Annotated in this window: 17 protein-coding genes; 11 read left to right on the plus strand and 6 right to left on the minus strand. The window is 70.5% G+C overall.

The features are described 5' to 3' along the window. Positions 1-29 precede the first annotated feature (29 nt). Both BMY97_RS20125 and BMY97_RS20130 read left to right on the plus strand, forming a co-directional pair. Positions 30-1,109 carry an AAA family ATPase gene (locus BMY97_RS20125; protein ID WP_091618407.1) on the plus strand — a complete coding sequence of 360 codons (1,080 nt, stop codon included), beginning with the start codon at positions 30-32 and terminating at the stop codon, positions 1,107-1,109. Then, positions 1,106-1,816: an HNH endonuclease gene (locus BMY97_RS20130; RefSeq protein WP_091618408.1), complete on the plus strand. Its 711-nt coding sequence runs from the start codon at positions 1,106-1,108 to the stop codon at positions 1,814-1,816. Before BMY97_RS20125 ends, BMY97_RS20130 begins: the two co-directional genes overlap by 4 nt. Positions 1,817-1,819: 3 nt before the next feature. Here BMY97_RS20130 and BMY97_RS20135 read toward each other — a convergent pair whose 3' ends face one another. Continuing rightward, a complete protein-coding gene (locus BMY97_RS20135) occupies positions 1,820-2,548 on the minus strand; it encodes a hypothetical protein (RefSeq protein WP_091618409.1) in 729 nt (242 codons plus the stop codon). 345 nt (positions 2,549-2,893) lie between these two features. Between BMY97_RS20135 and BMY97_RS20140 the strand changes: the two genes are divergently transcribed. Together BMY97_RS20140 and BMY97_RS20145 are read left to right on the plus strand one after the other, a co-directional pair. Further along, positions 2,894-3,946 (plus strand): polyprenyl synthetase family protein, encoded by a 1,053-nt coding sequence (locus BMY97_RS20140; protein ID WP_091618410.1) that lies wholly within the window; start codon positions 2,894-2,896, stop codon positions 3,944-3,946. A 13-nt stretch (positions 3,947-3,959) separates the two neighbouring features. Next, positions 3,960-5,588 carry a sunset domain-containing protein gene (locus BMY97_RS20145; protein WP_091618411.1) on the plus strand — a complete coding sequence of 543 codons (1,629 nt, stop codon included), beginning with the start codon at positions 3,960-3,962 and terminating at the stop codon, positions 5,586-5,588. Positions 5,589-5,616: 28 nt separating this feature from the next. Here BMY97_RS20145 and BMY97_RS20150 read toward each other — a convergent pair whose 3' ends face one another. Next, a complete protein-coding gene (locus BMY97_RS20150; protein ID WP_091618412.1) occupies positions 5,617-6,060 on the minus strand; it encodes a MarR family winged helix-turn-helix transcriptional regulator in 444 nt (147 codons plus the stop codon). Between the two features lie 62 nt (positions 6,061-6,122). Between BMY97_RS20150 and BMY97_RS20155 the strand changes: the two genes are divergently transcribed. Continuing rightward, positions 6,123-6,491, plus strand: coding sequence for a VOC family protein (locus tag BMY97_RS20155; RefSeq protein ID WP_091618413.1), 369 nt, complete (start codon positions 6,123-6,125; stop codon positions 6,489-6,491). Continuing rightward, positions 6,488-6,922 carry an EVE domain-containing protein gene (locus BMY97_RS20160; RefSeq protein WP_091618414.1) on the plus strand — a complete coding sequence of 145 codons (435 nt, stop codon included), beginning with the start codon at positions 6,488-6,490 and terminating at the stop codon, positions 6,920-6,922. Before BMY97_RS20155 ends, BMY97_RS20160 begins: the two co-directional genes overlap by 4 nt. Before the next feature lie 52 nt (positions 6,923-6,974). Here the strand turns inward: BMY97_RS20160 and BMY97_RS20165 are convergent, their stop codons facing one another. The 4 genes from BMY97_RS20165 to BMY97_RS20180 all read right to left on the minus strand — a co-directional run bounded on the left by BMY97_RS20165 (position 6,975) and on the right by BMY97_RS20180 (position 11,460). Then, positions 6,975-8,039: a 2-oxoacid:ferredoxin oxidoreductase subunit beta gene (locus BMY97_RS20165; protein WP_091618415.1), complete on the minus strand. Its 1,065-nt coding sequence runs from the start codon at positions 8,037-8,039 to the stop codon at positions 6,975-6,977. Further along, positions 8,036-9,967, minus strand: a complete 1,932-nt coding sequence (locus BMY97_RS20170; protein ID WP_091618416.1) for a 2-oxoacid:acceptor oxidoreductase subunit alpha — start codon at positions 9,965-9,967, stop codon at positions 8,036-8,038. Before BMY97_RS20170 ends, BMY97_RS20165 begins: the two co-directional genes overlap by 4 nt. 272 nt (positions 9,968-10,239) lie before the next feature. Continuing rightward, entirely contained in the window at positions 10,240-11,001 is a 762-nt protein-coding gene (locus tag BMY97_RS20175; protein ID WP_091618417.1) for an enoyl-CoA hydratase, read from the minus strand. Positions 11,002-11,013: 12 nt separating this feature from the next. Then, a complete protein-coding gene (locus tag BMY97_RS20180) occupies positions 11,014-11,460 on the minus strand; it encodes an Lrp/AsnC family transcriptional regulator (RefSeq protein ID WP_091618418.1) in 447 nt (148 codons plus the stop codon). A 74-nt stretch (positions 11,461-11,534) separates the two neighbouring features. On the opposite strand from BMY97_RS20180, the gene ddaH reads away from it, so the two are divergent. The 5 genes from ddaH to BMY97_RS20205 all read left to right on the plus strand — a co-directional run bounded on the left by ddaH (position 11,535) and on the right by BMY97_RS20205 (position 16,699). Next, the gene (gene ddaH / locus BMY97_RS20185; protein WP_342744045.1) at positions 11,535-12,377 is read left to right on the plus strand and encodes a dimethylargininase; all 843 of its coding nucleotides are present in this window, start codon (positions 11,535-11,537) and stop codon (positions 12,375-12,377) included. An 84-nt stretch (positions 12,378-12,461) separates the two neighbouring features. Then, positions 12,462-13,100: a polysaccharide deacetylase family protein gene (locus BMY97_RS20190; protein WP_091618419.1), complete on the plus strand. Its 639-nt coding sequence runs from the start codon at positions 12,462-12,464 to the stop codon at positions 13,098-13,100. Positions 13,101-13,296: 196 nt separating this feature from the next. Continuing rightward, the gene (locus tag BMY97_RS20195) at positions 13,297-13,983 is read left to right on the plus strand and encodes a glycoside hydrolase family 75 protein (RefSeq protein WP_091618609.1); all 687 of its coding nucleotides are present in this window, start codon (positions 13,297-13,299) and stop codon (positions 13,981-13,983) included. 219 nt (positions 13,984-14,202) lie between these two features. Further along, positions 14,203-15,519 carry a nucleotide sugar dehydrogenase gene (locus BMY97_RS20200; RefSeq protein ID WP_091618420.1) on the plus strand — a complete coding sequence of 439 codons (1,317 nt, stop codon included), beginning with the start codon at positions 14,203-14,205 and terminating at the stop codon, positions 15,517-15,519. After that, complete coding sequence (locus BMY97_RS20205; protein WP_091618421.1) at positions 15,509-16,699, plus strand: glycosyltransferase family 4 protein; 1,191 nt, start codon at positions 15,509-15,511, stop codon at positions 16,697-16,699. The genes BMY97_RS20200 and BMY97_RS20205 overlap by 11 nt, the downstream gene beginning before the upstream one ends. The last annotated feature ends 82 nt before the right edge of the window (positions 16,700-16,781 follow it).

Raw genomic sequence — 16,781 nt, forward strand, 5'->3', positions numbered from 1 at the left:
TTGTCGTACCCGGCCGTTAAGCTCAGGCCATGTACATCGAGCGGGTGCGGCTCACGGACGTCCTGGGGTTCCGCGGCGCCCGCACCGTCGACCTGCGGCTGCCCGGGCCGGGCTGGACCGTGCTCGCCGGGCGCAACGGGTCGGGCAAGACCACCTTCCTGCGCGCGCTGGCGCAGGCGGTCGTGCAGCCGCCGTTCGCCGAGGGGCTGCTGGGCGAGGGCAGCTCGATCGAGGTGGACGTGGTGGGCGAGGGGCCCGCGTTCTGCGCGGGTTACGGGCCGTTCCGGCGGCTGGCCGGGGGAGCACCGGAAGCGCAGTCGCTGATGCGCGGCGAGTTCGCCCGGGTGGCCAGCCTGTTCAGCGAGGACGCGTCGCTGGCCGAAGGCGTGGCGTGGCTGATCAACCAGCATCTCCGTGCGCTGGAAGGAAAAGCGGGGGCGCTGGAGCTGAAGGAGGCGGTGCTCCGGCTGCTCGGCGACGGCCTGCTGCCCGACGGCTACCGCGTCCGCGACGTCGATTCCGACGGCCTGTGGGTCTCCTACCGCGGCGACCGGTTCCCGCTGCGGGAGATGAGCGACGGGTATCGCACGGTCACCGCCCTGGTCGTCGACCTGGTGCGGCAGCTCGCGGAGGTCGGGCTGACCGCGGACGACGCCGGCGTGGTGCTGATCGACGAGGTCGACGCGCACCTGCACGTTTCGTGGCAGAAGCGGATCGGGCCGTGGCTCAAGGCGCACTTCCCGCGGATCCAGTTCGTGGTGAGCACGCACAGCCCGTACGTCTGCCAGGCCGCCGACCCGGGCGGCCTGATCCGCCTGCCGGGGCCGGACGAGCAGGTGCCGCCGCGGGTGGTGTCCGCCGAGCTGTACCGGCGGGTGGTCTTCGGCAGCGGCGACGACGCCGTGCTGTCCGACCTCTTCGGGCTCGACAGCCCGTACTCGCCGCGGGCCGTGGAGCTGCGTGAGCACCTGGCGGAGCTGGAGATGCTCGTGGCGAGCGGCCAGGCCGACGCCGCGGGCGTGCGCGAGTGGGAGCAGTTGCGCGAGCGGCTGAGCAGCTCGCCGCCGAGCCGCGTGGACGACGTGACCCGGCACCTCGACGAGCGGTGATCGCGCTGCGCCGGGTGGCGCTGCCCGCCGCGGCGGCCGGGGAACTCGACCGCCTGACGGCCCGGATTCCCCACGGGGACAGCAAAACCGCGCGTCGCCTGTGGTCGTCCGCGCGGGGCGCGCGACGGTCCATTCGCGACGGTCTCGCCGAGATGGCCGCGGGCCGCGGGTACTGCATGTACTGCGGCGACGGGCTGGGGTCCACTGTGGACCATTTCGAACCGTTGGCGCGCAACCCGCGCCGCGCGTTCGACTGGCTGAATCACCTGCTGGCGTGCGAATACTGCAACAGCCACCACAAACGCGACCGCTTCCCGCTCGACGCCGACGGTCGGCCGCTGCTGATCGACCCGACCGCGGAGGACCCGTTGGCGCACCTGTTCCTGGTGCTCTCCATCGGCACTTACCGCCCGCTGAGCGAAAAGGGCCGCACGACGATCGAGGTCTGCGGCCTCAACCGGCCCCTGCTCGAACGCGGCCGGGCCGCTGCCGTCGACCAGGTGGCGGCCCTGGTGTTTCGCTGGTGGGAGGGCACGCCCGAGGTCCGCCGCCGCGCGGTCTGGACCCTGCGGGACCAGCCGCACGCCGACGTCCTCCAGGCGATGCTGCGCCAAGCCCGGCTACCGGGCGCACCCCGCGTCTTCGCCGACGCCGACCTCGTCGACCTGCTCCGCGACGAGGACCTGCGCGCCGCTCTGCTGCCTTAGGGGTTACGGCGTGGGCGAGCAGGCGGTGCGGCCGACGGTCACCGAGCCCGTGATCCCGGACGCCGGCAGGAAGTCGAACCGCAGCATGGTGAGGCTGATGCTGCCGTCGCCGGGCAGGGTCTGGGTGTTGAAGACCGCGTTCGCGAGCGCGGTGCCGTTCGACTTGGTCAGCGGTTTGGTGTAGTTCGCGGGCATCGGCGAGGGCAGGCCGGTGATGCCGCCGAGCCCGCTGAACGTCCAGTTCGCGCTGGTCTGCGTCTGCGTCGCGGTGCAGGTGACGGTGTACGACGACAGCCGCACGCGCGGCCCGCCCACACTGACGAGGGCCGACAGCTCGAAGTTCTTCCCGTTGGCCGTCGACGTGGTGGTGGTGAGGTCGTTGCCCGGGTCGGTCACCGTGGTGTCGCAGGTGGTCGTGCCGCCGCCGAAGGTCAGCCCGGTCTTGCTGACCGGTGACGCCGTCGCGCTGACCGGCCCCTCGACCGCGCACGGCGCGAGCGTGGGCACCGTGACCGTGGTCGAGCCCTTGGTGAACCCGGCCTCGCCGAGATCCGCCGTGCCCGCCGCGGTGGCCGGTGTTGCCGCTGTGGCGGGAGTTGCCGCTGTTGTCCCGCTCGCTGCCGCCGCGCCCGTCGGCGTGCCCGCCTGAGCCGTCCCCACCCCGGCGAAAACCCCACCGGCCACCAGTACCGCACCGACGAGCCCGGCTCGCCTGACGATGGTGTTACGCATGTCCTGTCCTCCTTGCTGTCCGGGAGACCTGTCGGAAACGGCAGCTCTGTCCACTGACTGAATATCCGCGCGCCCGATTCGCCCGTTGCGCCGCGCCGCGGTGATCACTCGTCTGCGCGCGGTGATCAACCCGTTCGTGGATCCGGTGTCCGTCCGGTCCGCTTTGGCCGGTGCCGGCGACGCGCGGCTGGTCCGGGTCGTACCGGCCGGTCCCGCCCGAATAGGCCCGATGTCATGTTCGTCACCGTTTCCCCTGGACAGCGGGTAAACCGGGTACCTGGGGTAACCACTACCCTGAAAGCGGAAAACCCGACCGGCGCATGAGAGAGCGGAGCCGACGTGTCTGTGTCTTCACCACCCCCGGGGGCGGGACCCGCCGCTGCTCGGGATGGCGCTGTCGAGGACCTGCGCGCGACCGTCGGGCTGCAGATCGAGGACGAGCAGCTGCTCAGGGCCATCGCGGGCGGGCTCGCGGAGGTCGAGACGATGCTGCGCGACGTCGTCAAGAGCGACGTGCAGGCGGTCCACGACGCGGCGTTGCACCTGGTCGAGGCGGGGGGCAAACGTTTTCGTCCCCTGTTCACGCTGCTGTCCTCGCAGTTCGGGCCCAAGCAGGGCAGCGAGCACGTGCTGATCGCGGCGGCCGCGGTGGAGCTGGTGCACCTCGCGACGCTGTACCACGACGACGTGATGGACGAGGCGACCATGCGGCGGGGCGCGGAGAGCGTCAACGCCCGCTGGGACAACACCGTCGCCATCCTGACCGGCGACTTCCTGTTCGCGCACGCCTCGCGGCTCGTCGCGGACCTCGGCACCGACGCGGCGCGGATCATCGCCGAGACGTTCGGCGAGCTGGTCACCGGGCAGATGCGCGAGACGGTCGGGCCCGGGCCCGGCGACGACCCGGTCGAGCACTACCTCACCGTGATCGCGCAGAAGACCGGCTCGCTGATCGCGACCTCCGGCCGGTTCGGCGGCATGATGTCGGGTGCCGAGGAGGAGCACATCCAGGCGCTGCGCCGGTTCGGCGACATCGTCGGCACGGCGTTCCAGATCTCCGACGACATCATCGACATCGCGTCGCCCTCGGCCGAGCTGGGCAAGGCGCAGGGCACGGACCTGCGTGAAGGCGTCCGGACCCTGCCGATGCTGTACGCGCTGGCCGACCCGGACACCGACCCGCGCCTGATCGAGCTGCTCGCCGGCCCCATCACCGAGGACGCGCTGGTGGCAGAGGCCCTGGAGCTGCTGCGCCGTTCCAGTGGACTCGAACGCGCGCGCGTCACCCTTTCCGACTACGCTTCGCGGGCACGTTCCGAGCTCGCAGCGCTGCCCGCTTCCCCCGCGCGGAATGCCTGCGAGTCGGTCGCCGACTACATGGTCGCGCGCACGCACTAAAGGGGCAGGGAAGATGTCCATTTTCGGACAGGTTTGGCTGTGGAGCCTGTTGGCGTTCTTCGTCGGGGTGCTCCTCACGTGGCTGGTGCTGGTGTTGCCCGCGCGCAAGCGCAATCGCGAGCTGGAGTCCGCGCTGACCGCGGCCCACGCCGAGTCGGCCCGGACACCGGCCAACGCCGGGGCGCTGGCGGGCGGCACGGCGCTGCTTTCGCCGGTGGACACCGAAGACGACTTCTCGGCGGCCGAGCCGGCCGCGGCCCCCTCGTGGGCCCGCGAGCAGACGCCCACGGAGCTGATCCACCGGGCCGAGCCGGAGCCTGAGCCCGTCGACGTCGAGAGCCGGCTCAGCGGGTTCGAGCCGGAGGCCGAGTACGAGGCGGAGTACCGCACCGCGGCCGATCCGGTCGCCAGCCAGACCACTGTGGACGATGAACTGACGTCGGAACGGCCCCACGAAAGGGAATCCGAGCCGGCCACGCGGCAGATCGACGGGTCCGTCTACCGTGCCGCCGCCACCGAGTACCTCAGCCCGGTCTCGCACAGCCTGGAGCCGGATTACCCGGCCGGCGGCTACGAAGCCGACCGCCTCGACGAATTCGCCGACACCGGCCGCGGCAGCTTCCAGGAAGTCGGACAGCGGGCCGGCGACAGCAGCCACCGCGAGGAGGAAGACGCCTTCGCGGGTTCCTCCGGCCGTCACCTCGAAGCCGAGGGCAGCCACCACGCCGCCGAGACGACCTCCATGTTCACGCGGCCCGAGCCCGAAGCCGAGGAGTCCTTCGCGAACCGGCTGGAGCCGGCCGGCGAAGCTCCTTCGCCGTTCGGACAGCTGGAAACCCGCGACACCGAGGCGGAGTCGTCGTTCGGGAGCCTGGAGCCGGAAGCCGAGGCCGGGTCTTCGTTCGGACAGCTCGAACCGCAGGCCGAGCCCGAGTCCGATTCGGACTTCGGCGCGCAGCCGGAAGCCGAGGACGAGCCTGTTTCGCTGTTCCAGCCCGCGAAGTCCACCGACCCGAAGCCCGAGCCGACCTGGTTCGAACGCTCGGCCGAGACGACGGACCGTTCGCCGTTCGAGGAGCCGGCCGGTGGCGGGGACTTCCTCGACGAGCAGTCGTCGACCGAGCATCTGATCCCGTCGGCCGAGCGTGCCGCGGAGCCTTCCGAACACTTTGGCGGTGACCTCGTGGCCGGGGACGAGCCGATCGACTCCACTCAGGTGCTGCCCAAGCGCCAGCCGCGGGAGGCGCCGCGGGGCGGGTTCGAGCCGCCGCGGCCGATCCAGCCGTCGATGCGGCCGGTCGAGCGCCGGGAGCCGGAGCTGGCGGGCACGCAGAGCGGTTCGCTGTTCGAGCCTTCGGTGCAGCCGAACCAGCAGGGCGGCGCCGCGCCGTTGAACGCGCCCGAGCCGCCGCCCGCGCGGCAGGTGACCGAGGACGCCGTGCCGCCAGGGCCGTTCGGCCCCGGCTCGGCCATGCCCCGGCCCGGTGGTGGACGCCCGTCGGAGGGCTTCGCGGTGAAGGCGAGCGTCACGGCGCTGCGGTACTGCACCGAGGAGTCCCCGCAGTTCCCGCGCATGGTCGCCGAGGTCTGGTTCCGCACCTCGGCCGACGCCGAACGGGTCGGGTTCCGGCCGCTCTCCTGACCAAGCGGCTCACCTCCACCAGACGGCCCTACGCGTCGTCGCGCAGGGAATGGATCATGCTCCGCAGGATCCGGTACGCGCCGGTCTGCTCGCTTTCGGTCAGGCCGGCCAGCATCCTGAGCTCGACGGACCGGACCGCCACGGTCGCCTTCTCGAGCTTCCGCCGCCCGCGGGGCGTGAGCCGGGTGGGAAGGACCTTCCCGACGGGGGCCGCCGCGGGTCTGGAGACGTAGCCGTCCCGTTCCAGGGCCTGTAGCAGCACGTTCATCGACTGGCGGGTCACGAACGCGCCCCGCGCGAGCTCGGAGTTCGACAAGCCCGGCCGTTGGGCCAGCAGCTCGAGGCAGGAGTAGTGCGTCACGGTCATCCCGAGCGGCCGCAGCACCTCCTCCATGGCGACGCGCAGGACGCTCGACGCCTCCTTCAGCAGGTAACCCAGTGACGTCTCCAGGTCAACACCGTCTTGACTCATGTCAGTATTCTGACATACGGTGAGTCGTGTCAGAAGACTGACACGAAACGAAGGAGCACGCCATGCCCGCCACCGGACCCGACTTCATCTCGCTGCAAGCCCGCGACCTCGACGCTTCGCAGGCGTTCTACGAGCAGTACCTCGGCCTCGTCCGCTCGCCGACCGGACCGCCGCACGCCGTGGTCTTCGACACCAAGCCGATCGCGTTCGCGCTCCGCGACCTCCTCCCCGGCACCGACCTTGGCTCCGTCCCCCAGCCCGGCATCGGCGCCGCGATCTGGCTGCACGCCACCGGCGTCCAGGCCATCCACGACGCTCTCGTCGCCGACGGCCACACGATCGTCTCCGCGCCGATCGACGGCCCCTTCGGCCGGACCTTCACCTTCGCCGACCCCGACGGCTACCAGATCACCCTCCACGACCGCGCATGAACAGCCGGCGATTCTGGATCAACACCGTCAGCCTGGATCACGTCGAAGCGGCCATCGAGGGCGGCTTCACGCAAGCGGACCACGGTGCCGGCACGCGCCTTCGCCGGCCGCGGCCCGGTGACGAGATGGTCTTCTACTCGCCGCGCACGAACCTGCGGGGAGGCGAACCCGTCCGGCAGTTCACCGCGTGGGCCACCATCACCGGCGACAAGCCTTACCAGGTCCGGATCAGCGAGGACTTCCAACCGTGGCGGCTGGCGGTCGTTTTCCGGCCCTGCGAGCGAGTGGAGGCGAAGCCACTTGTCGACCAGCTGTCTTTCATCACGGACCCCGCTGATTGGGGTTTGCCGTTTCGCCGTGGATTGTTCCAGATTCCGCACGAGGACTTCTCGACGATCACCGCGCACATGGTCCCGCGTGCGGAGGCCTGAAAAAAGGGCCACCGCTCGGAAGTGAGCGGTGGCCCTTCTCTGTCCATTCAGGTCAGACGACGGTCCAGGTGTCCTTGCCGCGCAACAGACCCTGCAGGTCCGGCTTGCGGGCCGCGCGGGCCTGCTCGACCTGGGCGCGGGCGCCGTCGTCGTAGGTGGGCCGCTCGACCTGGCGCAGGATGCCGATCGGGGTGTGCGTCAGGTTCTGGTCGCCGAGCCGCGAGAGCGCGAACGAGTAGGTGGTGTCCGCGATCGACGGGTCGTGCACCACGAGGTTGTCCTCGCCGATGTCGCTGACCTTGCCGATGTCCAGACCGCCCCAGTCGCCGCGGCGGACGCCGAACTCGCTTTCCGGGCCGAACCGGATCGGCTCGCCGGCCTTCAGCGGGATCAGCCGCTGGGCCGCCTCGTCCTTGTCCTTCAGCACGTCGAAGGCGCCGTCGTTGAAGATCGGGCAGTTCTGGTAGATCTCGACCAGGGCCGAGCCACGGTGCTCCGCGGCGGCCTGCAGGACCTCGGTGAGGCCCTTGCGGTCGGAGTCCAGCGCGCGCCCGACGAACGAGGCCTCGGCCCCGATCGCGAGCGAAAGCGGGTTGAACGGCGAGTCCAGCGAGCCCATCGGGGTCGACTTGGTGACCATGCCCTGCCCGGAGGTGGGCGAGTACTGGCCCTTGGTCAGCCCGTAGATCCGGTTGTTGAACAGCAGGATCTTGATGTTCACGTTGCGGCGCAGCGCGTGGATCAGGTGGTTGCCGCCGATGGACAGCGCGTCGCCGTCACCGGTGACGACCCACACCGACAGGTCCGGCCGCGTGGTGGCCAGCCCGGTCGCGATCGACGGCGCGCGGCCGTGGATCGAGTGCATGCCGTAGGTGTTGAGGTAGTACGGGAACCGCGAGGAGCAGCCGATGCCGGAGACGAACACGATGTTCTCGCGCTTGAGGCCCAGCGTCGGCAGGAACGACTGCACGGCATTGAGCACCACGTAGTCGCCGCAGCCCGGGCACCAGCGGACTTCCTGGTCGGACTTGTAGTCCTTGGCCTTCTGCGGCTCTTCGGTCGTCGGCACAAGGTCCAGGCCGCCCAACTGGGGCAGCCCGAGGTCGATGGCAGTCACTTGACGCCCTCCGGGGTAACGCTCGTGATGATCTCGCGGAACAGGTCCTGCAGCTCCTCGGCCTTGAACGGCAGGCCGGCGACCTTGGTGTGCGAGTGGACGTCCACCAGGTACTTGGCCCGCAGCAGCAGCGCGAGCTGGCCGAGGTTCATCTCCGGCACCACGACCTTGTCGTAGGAGCGGAGGATGTCGCCGAGGTTGCCGGGCAACGGGTTGAGGTGGCGCAGGTGCGCCTGGGCGATCGGCATGCCCAGCTTCCGCACCCGCCGGCAGGCCGCGCCGATGGGACCGTAGGACGAGCCCCAGCCGAGCGCGAGCACCCGCGCCTTGCCGCCGGACGGGTCGTCGACCACGACGTCGGGGACGTCGATGCCGTCGATCTTCGCCTGGCGCAGCCGGACCATCTTGTCGTGGTTGTCGGGGTCGTAGGAGATGTGCCCGGTGCGGTCGGCCTTCTCCAGCCCGCCGATGCGGTGCTGCAGGCCGGGCGTGCCCGGCACGGCCCACGCGCGGGCCAGCGTCTCGGGATCGCGCACGTACGGCCAGAACTCCTCGGACCCGTCGTCGGCGTTGGGCTCGGTGGCGAACTCGACGCGCAGGTCCGGCAGGTCATCGACGTTCGGCACCAGCCACGGCTCGGAGCCGTTCGCGATCGCGCCGTCGGACAGCAGCAGCACCGGGGTCCGGTACTTCAGCGCGATCCGGGTCGCCTCCATCGCCGCGTCGAAGCAGTCCGCGGGCGAGAGCGGCGCCACGATCGGCACCGGGGACTCGCCGTTGCGGCCGAACATCGCCTGCAGCAGGTCGGCCTGCTCGGTCTTGGTCGGCAGGCCGGTGGACGGCCCGCCGCGCTGCACGTCGACGACCACCAGCGGCAGCTCGGTCATCACGCCGAGGCCCACGGCTTCGGACTTCAGCGCGACGCCCGGCCCGGAGGTCGAGGTGACGCCCAGCGCGCCGCCGTAGGACGCGCCCAGCGCCGCGCCGATGCCGGCGATCTCGTCCTCGGCCTGGAAGGTGATGATGCCGTAGTTCTTGTGCTTGGACAGCTCGTGCAGGATGTCCGAGGCCGGCGTGATCGGGTACGTGCCCAGCAGGATCTGCAGCCCGGACTGCTGCCCGGCGGCGATCAGCCCGTACGCCAGCGCGGTGTTCCCGGTGATCTGCCGGTAGGTGCCCTGGTTCAGCTTCGCGGGCGCGACCTCGAACGTCGTCGCGAACGACTCGGTGGTCTCCCCGTAGTTCCAGCCCGCGCGGAAGGCCAGGATGTTCGCCTCGGCGATGTCCGGCTTCTTCGCGAACTTCTCCTTGAGGAAGCGCTCCGTGCCCTCGGTCGGCCGGTGGTACATCCACGACAGCAGCCCGAGCGCGAACATGTTCTTGCACCGCTCGGCGTCCTTCTTGCCGAGCCCGGTCTCGGCCAGCGCGCCCTGGGTCAGTGTCGACATGGCGACGCGGTGCACCTGGAAGGACGAGAGCGAGTCGTCGTCCAGCGGGTCGTTCTCGTACCCGACCTTGACCAGGTTGCGCTTGGTGAACTCGTCGGTGTTCAGGATGATCGTGCCGCCCTTGGGCACGTCGCGCTGGTTCGCCTTCAGCGCCGCCGGGTTCATCGCCACCAGCACGTCCGGCCGGTCACCGGGGGTGAGGATGTCGTAGTCGGCGAAGTGCACCTGGAACGAGGAGACACCGGGGATGGTGCCCTGCGGGGCGCGGATCTCGGCCGGGAAGTTCGGCATCGTCGACAGGTCGTTGCCGAACGCCGCCGCTTCGGAGGTGAAGCGGTCGCCGGTCAGCTGCATACCGTCGCCGGAGTCGCCCGCGAACCGGATGACCACCCGGTCCAGCTTGCTGACTTCAGTGGACCTGGTTGCGGTCAGGGAGCTGGGGCCGTCGCCGGTCCCGCTGCCGTTCGCACTCGTGCTCATAGGTCAGGGAATCCCTCTCTCCCGACGTACTGCGGCCCCGGGTCGGCCCCGGGATGAAAGCCCGCCCGGCGATGTCGGCTGGATCACCAGGCCTACCCCCGAGGTTACTCGTCGGGGACTCGGGTATTCCCGAAGTGTGGGGTACCCGGACCGGAAGGATTCCGGGCCCGGCCGCGGTGGCGGACACTGGCTGGCTCTGCGCGTCCGATGGTAAAGGGGCGACCGGGCGGAACGCAGTGACGCGCGTCTCCCACCGATGGCCCACCGGGGACTCAGCGCCCGCTGATCCGGGCCTTCATCGCCGCCAGCCGCTCGGCGAACGCGGGGGCGGCCAGCGATTCCAGCTGCGGCCCGAGCTCGGCGTCGACCGCGGCCGCGTGCTGGGTCAGGCCGCCGGTGCGGCGCAGCGTCCGCTTGGTGGACAAGACCACTTCACGGGGCGCGGCGACGGTCAGCGCGGCGAGGTCGCGGGCGGCCTGGACCAATTCGTCGTGACCGCCTTCGACCAGCCGGAGGGCGAGGCCGGCCCGCACCGCCGCCTCGGCGTCGAGCGCTTCGCCGAACAGCGTCATCGCGGCGGCCTGCTGCGGGCCGACGGCGCGCTGCGACATCCAGGTCATCCCGCCGCCGGGGTGGAGGCCGAGCTCGAGGAACCGCGGGATGAACTTCGCGCGCGGTCCGGCCAGCCGGACGTCCGCGGCGAGCGCCAGGTTCAGCCCGGCGCCGACGGCAGCACCCCCTACCGCGGCGATCGTCGGCAGGGCGCAGCGCGCGACGGCGAGGAATCCCTCGTACACCGCGCGGAGGCCTTGTTCCCCCGCGGCGCCGAGCGCGGTCAGGTCCGCGCCCGCGCAGAAGGCGGGCGGCGCGCCGGTGACCACCACGACGTGCACGGACTCGTCGGCCTCGGCCCGCGCGACGGCCGCGGCGAGTTCGGCGGACAGGTCGAGGGTCAGCGCGTTGCGGCTCTTCGGCGCGTCGACGGTGAGGAGCGCGACGCCCTGGTCGTGCTCGCTGTGGATGCGGTCGGTCATGAACCCACCTTCTCAGTCCTTCGGGTTCGGCGGCCGTTCCAGCAGCCGGGACAGCACGACCGTGGACACGGTGCGGTCGATGATCTCCAAACCGCGCAATCGTTCCAGCGCCGTCTCCAGGTGGTGGATGTCGCCCGCGCGCAGGTGGACGATGGCGTCCGCGGCGCCGGACACGGTGTACGCGGCGACGACTTCCGGCAGCGGTTCGAGCCGGGCGCGGATGCGTGCGGGCGTCACGTTGCCCTGGCAGTGGACCTCGACGAAAGCCTCCGTCCCCCAGCCGAGCGCCTCCGGGTCGACCACCGCGGTGAAGCCGCGCAGGACGCCGGTTTCGAGGAGCCGGTCCACGCGCCGCTTCACCGCCGGCGCGGAAAGACCGACGACCTTGCCGATCTCGGCGTAGCTGGAACGCGCGTTGGCCACCAGGCAGGAAACGATTCGCTGGTCGATGCTGTTCACACGCAATGTTTAGCAGGTATGTGCGCAGCAAACAGCGATTGATTGTGATATTAGGTGAACCTTACTCTTCAGGTATGCCGGGATCAGCTGAGCTGCGAGTGCCCACCACCCGCCGTTACCTCATGTGCGAGCCGCGGTTCTTCGCGGTCGACTACGTGATCAACCCCTGGATGGACCCCACCAAGCCGGTCAGCGCCGACGTCGCCGTGGCGCAGTGGACCGAGCTGCGCGACACCTACCGCCGCCTCGGCCACACCGTCGAGGAGATCGACCCGCAGCCGGGGCTGCCGGACATGGTCTTCGCCGCGAACTCCGGCACCGTCGTGGACGGGCGCGTGCTCGGCTCGCGGTTCCGGGCGCCGCAGCGCACCGCCGAGGCCGAGCACTTCCGCCGCTGGTTCGTCGAGCACGGCTACCGCGACATCACCATGCCGGCGAAGGTCAACGAGGCCGAGGGCGACTTCGCCTGGACCGGGCGGCTGCTGCTGGCCGGCACCGGCTTCCGCACCGACCCGGCCGCGCACGCCGAGGCGCAGGAGGTGCTGGGGGTCCCGGTCGTCTCGCTGAGCCTCGTCGACCCGCGGTACTACCACCTGGACACCGCGCTGTTCGTGCTCACCGAGGCCACGGACGCCGGTCCCGCGCAGATCGCGTACTACCCGGAGGCCTTCTCGGCGGGCTCCCGGCGGGTGCTGGCGCGGCTCTTCCCGGACGCGGTGATCGCGACGGCTGCCGACGCGGAGTGCTTCGGGCTCAACGGCGTCTCCGACGGGCGCAACGTCGTCCTGCCGCTCGAGGCGACCGAGCTGGCCGCCCGGCTGGCGGCCCGCGGGTACGACCCGGTGCACGTCGACATCTCCGAACTGCGCAAGGCCGGCGGCGGTCCGAAGTGCTGCACTTTGGAGATTCGCAAATAACTTTGTGTCAACAGTGTAACTACTCCATTTGCCAATCCGATTAATCGTGAAACGGGGGCAGCATGGCGGTCGGAGGGCAACGCGATGGTCAACTTCGCGGTACACGGGGTGGGGCGTCCGGAGCGCGCGCTCGATCCGGGTGAGGACGAGCGCTGGATCACGGTCGAGCAGTTCGACCGGCTGCTGGAGGCCGTCGCCGGGCAGGAAGACGCCCATCTGACGTTCGACGACGGCAACGCCTCCGACGTGGAGGTCGCGCTGCCGCGGCTCGTCTCGCGGGGGCTGCGGGCGGAGTTCTTCCCGCTGGCCGGCCGCGTCGGCGAGCGGGGCTACGTCGACCCGGACGGCCTGCGGCAGCTGGTCGACGCGGGTATGGACGTCGGCTCCCACGGCTGGGAGCGCCGCGACTGGCGACGCCTGGACGACCGGCAGGCGCGCCGCGAGCTGGAGGCGGCGCCGAGACTGCTGACCGAGCTGAGCGGCCGGGCGGTTTGCCGGTACTCGCTGCCTTCGGGACGGCTGGACCGGCGGGTCCTGGGGCGCTTGCGGGCGGCGGGGGCCACGCGGGTTTATTCGAGTTCACGGTCGCTGGGGGCGGGGCCGGGGGGATGGCTGCAGCCGCGGGTCCAGGTGCACCGGGAGATGGACGCGGACTGGGTGGCCGCGGCGCTGGGCGCCGGCGCGGGATTCCGGCGGCCGCGGGCCGGCTGGTGGCGGGGCTGAGGCTCGCGGGGCGGGTTTGATCCGGGCACGCCGGCGCCGGACGCCGCTCCGGGGATGTTTCGGTCAGGGGAAACCTGTGCCGGTGGCAGGGAAGTCGTCGCGCTCGAGTTGAAAGAGGTAAGGCGCAGGAGCATTCTGTGGGCACGCCGCGAATCTGTAAGGAAAGTTTCCTAACCAGAGGGAGTGCGACCGAATGCTGAGGAAGCTGATCCTGTTCGCGACGGTGGTGCTGGCCGCCACCGTGATGCCGTCGGCGGTCGCTTCGGCGGCGGTGCCCGTGGGGCACGCGCCGGCCGCGGCGCCCACCGCCGCCGAGTTGCTCGCGAAGACCACCGGGTGCCAGCAGGTGTCCAACGGGAAGTACAAGACCGACGAGGACGCGTCCTCGGACACCGTCGCCGTTTGTGATGCCAACGGGGCCGTGTTCTGGAAAGCCGACATGGACATCGACTGCGACGGGCAGCGCACCACGCAGTGCAACGAGAACACCGACTGCTGCTTCCAGAACGACACGGCGTTCCACCAGTCCGACGACCAGCCCCTCGACGCCGCGAAGCTGCCGTACATCGTCGTGCCCAGTGCGTCCGGCAAGTGGAATTACGAGTCCTCGCAGCTTCAAGGCGGCGGGTCCTGCGCGGTGATCTACAACGACAAGGTCGAGTACGCGGTCATCGGCGACACCGGGCCGACCGGGATCATCGGCGAGGCCTCGTACGCGACGGCCAACGACCTCGGCATCAACCCCGACCCGTCCAACGGCGGGACCGACTCCGGCGTCACCTACATCTGCTTCAAGAACTCCCAGGTCTCGCCCATCGAGGACCACGGGAGCGCCACGAGCACGGGGCAGGGCCTCGCCACCACGTTCGTGAACAACAACTGACCCGCCCCGAAGCGCCGGGGGAAGCTTTCGCGGCTTCCCCCGGCGCTTCGTCGCTTCTTGGCCGGAAATGGCCCAACGGCAACGAAAACCGCCGCTCGCGAGGCAAATAAAACGAAATCGATACCCGGATTCGGTAACGATTCCCTCCGTGGCCGAAAGTGGTAACGAACCGTCCCCGCGCGCCGACCAACCCGTCAGCTAACGGGCGGAGGTTCGGGCGTGAAGATCAGTGTCTTCGGGCTGGGTTACGTCGGGTGTGTGTCCGCGGCCTGCCTGGCGGGGCGTGGGCACGAGGTCATCGGTGTCGACGTGAACCCGGTGAAGGTCGATTTGGTGACCCAGGGCCACGCGCCGGTGGTCGAGGAGCGGATCGGTGAGCTGACGGCGGAAGTCGTGACGTCGGGGGCGTTGCGCGCGACCACCGACGTGGCCGAGGCCATCGCGGCGAGCGACGTGTCGCTCGTGTGCGTGGGCACCCCGTCGGCGGCCAACGGCAGCCTGTCCACCGAGTACCTGGAGCGGGTCGCCGACCAGATCGGCGAAGCGTTGGCGCGCAAGGAGAGCCGGCACACGGTCGTGTTCCGCAGCACCATGCTGCCGGGCACCTGCCTCGACCTGCTGGTGCCGATCCTGGAGAAGTCCAGCGGCGGCACCGCGGGCGTCGACTTCGGGGTCGCGGTGAACCCCGAGTTCCTGCGCGAGGGCAGCAGCGTCCGCGACTTCTTCGACCCGCCCAAAACCGTGATCGGCGAGATCGACCCGGCCAGCGGCGACGTGGTGGCCCGGCTCTACGAAGGCCTGCCCGGCGACGTCTTCCGCGTGCCGATCCCGGTCGCGGAAATGACCAAGTACGCCGACAACGCCTTCCACGGCCTCAAGATCGGCTTCGCGAACGAGCTCGGCTCGGTCTGCCGGGCGCTGGGCCTCGACTCGCACAAGGTGATGGACGTCTTCCTCGCCGACCGCAAGCTCAACGTGAGCCCCGCGTACCTGCGGCCCGGCTTCGCGTTCGGCGGCTCCTGCCTGCCGAAGGACCTGCGTGGGCTCGTGTACGCGGCGCACCGCGCGGACGTCTCCGTGCCGATCCTCGCGCATGTGCTGCCCTCCAACGAAGATCACCTGCAGCGCGCGTTCGACCTGGTCGCGCGCACCGGCAAGCGCAAGGTCGGGCTGTTCGGGCTGTCGTTCAAGCCCGGCACCGACGACCTGCGCGAGAGCCCGCTCGTCGAGCTGGCGGAGCGGCTGCTGGGCAAGGGCTACGACCTCAAGATCTACGACGCCAACGTCAGCCTTTCGCGGCTGATGGGCGCGAACCGCGAGTACATCGAAGGCCGGCTGCCGCATCTCGGGCAGCTGCTCGCCCGGTCCGTCGAGGAGGTGCTGGAGCACGCCGACGTCTGCCTGATCGGCACGGCCGATCCCGCGGTGCTGGCCGCGCTCCCGCACGGCGGCGGGCAGACGCTCGTCGACCTGGTCCGTATCCCCGACGCCGAGGCGCGCCGGGCCGAAGAGGGATACGTCGGCCTTGCCTGGTGACAAGAGAAGAGCGCTGATCCTGGTCGAGAACCTCTCGGTCCCCTTCGACCGCCGCGTGTGGCAGGAATGCACGACGCTGCGCGACGCCGGCTGGGAGGTGCACGTGATCTGCCCGCGGGGCACCAAACGCGACACCGAGTCCGAGGCCGTGCTCGACGGGGTCCACCTCCACCGTTACCCGCTCACGGCGGCCACCGGCGGCCCGGCCGGGTACCTGCGGGAGTACGGCACCGCGCTGTGGCACACCTTCCGGCTCGCGCGCCGGATCGGCCCGGTCGACGTCGTGCACGCCTGCAACCCGCCGGACCTGCTGTTCCTGGTCGCCCGGATGCTCAAGCGCCAGGGCGCGAAGTTCGTCTTCGACCAGCACGACCTCGTGCCGGAGCTGTACCTCTCGCGGTTCGACCGCGGGCAGGACGTGCTCTACCGCGGCGTCTGCGCGCTGGAGCGGTCCACCTATCGGGCCGCCGACGTCGTGATCGCCACCAACGAGAGCTACCGCCAGGTCGCGCTCATCCGCGGCGGCAAGCGGCCCGAGGACGTGTTCGTGGTCCGCAGCGCGCCCGTGGTCGAGCGGTTCCACGAGGTGCCGGTCGAGCCGGAACTCAAGCGGGGCAAGCCACATCTGCTCTGCTACCTCGGCGTGATGGGCCCGCAGGACGGTGTCGACTACGCGTTGCGCGCGCTGGTTTCGTTGCGCGACGAGGTGGGCCGCGACGACTGGCACGCCGTCTTCGTCGGCGCCGGCGACACCTTCGACGAGATGGTGGCGCTGTCGAAACAGCTGGGCCTCGACGATCAGGTCGAGTTCACCGGCCGCGTCTCCGACGCCGACCTGCTGCGTTACCTGTCCGCGGCCGACGTGTGCCTTTCGCCCGACCCGCTCAACCCGCTCAACGACGTGTCGACCATGAACAAGATCATGGAGTACATGGCGATGAGCAAGCCCATCGTCTCGTTCGAGCTGCGGGAGGCCCGGGTTTCGGCGGGCGAGGCCGCGCTCTACGCGCCGCCCAATGACGTCGCCGAGTTCGCCCGGCTGGTCGGCGTGCTGCTCGACGCCCCGGAGGAGCGGGCCCGGATGGGCAAGCTCGGCCAGGAACGGGTCAGCGGGCCGTTGGCGTGGGGCAATTCGCAGAAGGCGCTGCTGGCCGCGTACGAGCGGGCCGTTCGGCCTTGATCGCGGTTTGAACAAGCCTCGCGGGTCCTTGTAACCAACGCCCGCGGCCTGACGACGGGGTTTATGACCGGCACCAGTGACT

It is taken from the genome of Amycolatopsis saalfeldensis (genome assembly GCF_900110575.1).
Classification (GTDB): Bacteria; Actinomycetota; Actinomycetes; order Mycobacteriales; family Pseudonocardiaceae; genus Amycolatopsis; species Amycolatopsis saalfeldensis.

Excerpts from the sequence above, each read along its gene's own strand:
- BMY97_RS20125 (WP_091618407.1), top strand. The coding sequence starts at position 30 with ATGTACATCGAGCGGGTGCGGCTCACGGACGTCCTGGGGTTCCGCGGC.
- BMY97_RS20135 (WP_091618409.1), bottom strand. The coding sequence starts at position 2,548 with ATGCGTAACACCATCGTCAGGCGAGCCGGGCTCGTCGGTGCGGTACTG.
- BMY97_RS20145 (WP_091618411.1), top strand. The coding sequence starts at position 3,960 with ATGTCCATTTTCGGACAGGTTTGGCTGTGGAGCCTGTTGGCGTTCTTC.
- BMY97_RS20150 (WP_091618412.1), bottom strand. The coding sequence starts at position 6,060 with ATGAGTCAAGACGGTGTTGACCTGGAGACGTCACTGGGTTACCTGCTG.
- BMY97_RS20155 (WP_091618413.1), top strand. The coding sequence starts at position 6,123 with ATGCCCGCCACCGGACCCGACTTCATCTCGCTGCAAGCCCGCGACCTC.
- BMY97_RS20160 (WP_091618414.1), top strand. The coding sequence starts at position 6,488 with ATGAACAGCCGGCGATTCTGGATCAACACCGTCAGCCTGGATCACGTC.
- BMY97_RS20170 (WP_091618416.1), bottom strand. The coding sequence starts at position 9,967 with ATGAGCACGAGTGCGAACGGCAGCGGGACCGGCGACGGCCCCAGCTCC.
- BMY97_RS20175 (WP_091618417.1), bottom strand. The coding sequence starts at position 11,001 with ATGACCGACCGCATCCACAGCGAGCACGACCAGGGCGTCGCGCTCCTC.
- ddaH (WP_342744045.1), top strand. The coding sequence starts at position 11,535 with ATGCCGGGATCAGCTGAGCTGCGAGTGCCCACCACCCGCCGTTACCTC.
- BMY97_RS20190 (WP_091618419.1), top strand. The coding sequence starts at position 12,462 with ATGGTCAACTTCGCGGTACACGGGGTGGGGCGTCCGGAGCGCGCGCTC.